Raw genomic sequence first — 1,854 nt, forward strand, 5'->3', positions numbered from 1 at the left:
TATTTTTATATTTTTTATTATTACAGTTTCTTGCCCCCAACAGCATATCATTTACCTCCCTTACTTTATCAATTCCATAAATAAAAAAATTTTATTGATGCTAAAAACAAGTTTAGCAGCAATAAAATTTTTTTATTTATTACATTGACAAAGCACTCGGAAATGAAAGCTTTATGGCAACAAGAAACAACCCGACAGGGGGGGCATAGTTTCCTCTTAAGTTTCTTGAATAAAATCGAAAGGAGGATATTATGGATATAATTATATCACTTTTTAAAGTAGTAAAAGAAATTTTAGACTTTGTGGTAATACTTATTAATATCATAATGTTTTTAGAAGTTAGAGCAGAAAAAAAACGTCTAAAGTCTAAATTAAACCACAGGTATAAGAAAAGAGTGCCTTCAAAAAGAAAGCACCGCTAATCTTAATCTTTTATTCTTTTTATGTAAGGTAGGGTGGAGCCTACCTTACAGATATAATTATACTATAATTAATTAGAAAATGAAAAGAAAAGTCTTATATTTTATATTTATGATTTTATATCTATTAACTATTAATTTTCATAAATTGTCCTTAATTAAGGTTTTCAATTTAATATTTACATTTGCTATAGTTATAAACATGATTCGCCTTTATATTTTAACTAAAAACAATAAGTAGGCTATTAGATAATCTAATAGCTTACTATAAAAACACTAAATTTTAGGAGATTAAAAATGACAATTAATAATATAGAAAAAATTTACTACATACAAAAAGAAGAAATTCAATTAGGAGAAACTACAGTTTATGCTCCAGAATTTTATATAGATTATAATTTTGCAAAATCGGAATTTGAAAAACGTATTAAACATGAAAAAGACAATTTAGATTATTTAGAAGATGAAATGGAGGGATTTGATTATATAATGTTAAAAGGTGTAGATGAGTGGGGTAAGATAAAAATAGAACTTTATTTAAGGTCTAGAGAATTGAATAAACAAATAAAAAAATAGCATGGTTATACCATGCTTTTTATTATTAACTATGTTGCTCTATGAAATTTTTTAGAGATTGGCTTAATAAATCAACTTTTTTAAATTGCTTATTTTCATTACAAAATTCATTAAACTTTTCTAAGATTGTTTTATTAATCCTTAATGTAGTAGTAGTAGTTTCCGTATCCTCTAAATTTATGATAATTTGTTGTTTAATAACAGATGTATTACGTCTGTGTAATTCGATTATTTCTTTTAACACATCATAGTTATTTACTAAATCAAGTAAATTTTTTTGAATTTCTTGGTCTGATTTTTCTAATACAGTAACAATTGAACTATTATTACTTAAATCTGTATTTTTATTATATATAGCAGATGTATTACATCTGTTTTTACCCTGTATAAGCTCTTGTGAGCTATCTTTAGTATTTTCATTAAAAGTATATTTATTTAAATCTTTAGAATATGAATAATTAGCTTTTTTAAATCTATCTCTAATTGTACTTCTTCCAACTCCCAACTCTTTACAAACAGATGTTATACTCTTGTTATTTTTAAGTTCAGAATTTATAAAATCTATTTGCTCCGAGATTTGTAATTTATTAAATTCTTCTTTATTCATAGTTAAACCCACTCCTTTATAACAGGTGTTATACACCCGTTATATAAAGTATAGCATAGTAGATATTATAATCTATAATATTTTTATATATAGAATGAATTAATTTTAAAATATAAAACCTAAAGGCTGATATATCAAAAAATATAAAAATAGGACAATGATTCAAACAAGTTGCATCATGGTCCTATTTTTATATTTTTTATTATTACAGTTTCTTGCCCCCAACAGCATATCATTTACCTCCCTTACTTT

3 protein-coding genes are annotated in these 1,854 nt (G+C 24.2%); 2 read left to right on the forward strand and 1 reads right to left on the reverse strand.

Annotation, left to right across the window (positions count from 1 at the left end):
- Positions 1-251: 251 nt before the first annotated feature.
- Together I1959_RS15275 and I1959_RS15280 are read left to right on the forward strand one after the other, a co-directional pair.
- Entirely contained in the window at positions 252-422 is a 171-nt protein-coding gene (locus I1959_RS15275) for a hypothetical protein (protein ID WP_195238920.1), read from the forward strand.
- A gap of 294 nt (positions 423-716) precedes the next feature.
- Positions 717-995 (forward strand): hypothetical protein, encoded by a 279-nt coding sequence (locus I1959_RS15280; protein ID WP_195238922.1) that lies wholly within the window; start codon positions 717-719, stop codon positions 993-995.
- Between the two features lie 25 nt (positions 996-1,020).
- Here I1959_RS15280 and I1959_RS15285 read toward each other — a convergent pair whose 3' ends face one another.
- A complete protein-coding gene (locus I1959_RS15285; RefSeq protein ID WP_195238924.1) occupies positions 1,021-1,602 on the reverse strand; it encodes a hypothetical protein in 582 nt (193 codons plus the stop codon).
- Positions 1,603-1,854 lie beyond the last annotated feature (252 nt).

The organism is Romboutsia sp. 1001285H_161024_C4, from assembly GCF_015550185.1.
Lineage (GTDB): Bacteria > Bacillota > Clostridia > Peptostreptococcales > Peptostreptococcaceae > Romboutsia_C > Romboutsia_C hominis.

Excerpts from the sequence above, each read along its gene's own strand:
- I1959_RS15280 (WP_195238922.1), top strand. The coding sequence starts at position 717 with ATGACAATTAATAATATAGAAAAAATTTACTACATACAAAAAGAAGAA.
- I1959_RS15285 (WP_195238924.1), bottom strand. The coding sequence starts at position 1,602 with ATGAATAAAGAAGAATTTAATAAATTACAAATCTCGGAGCAAATAGAT.
- I1959_RS15275 (WP_195238920.1), top strand. The coding sequence starts at position 252 with ATGGATATAATTATATCACTTTTTAAAGTAGTAAAAGAAATTTTAGAC.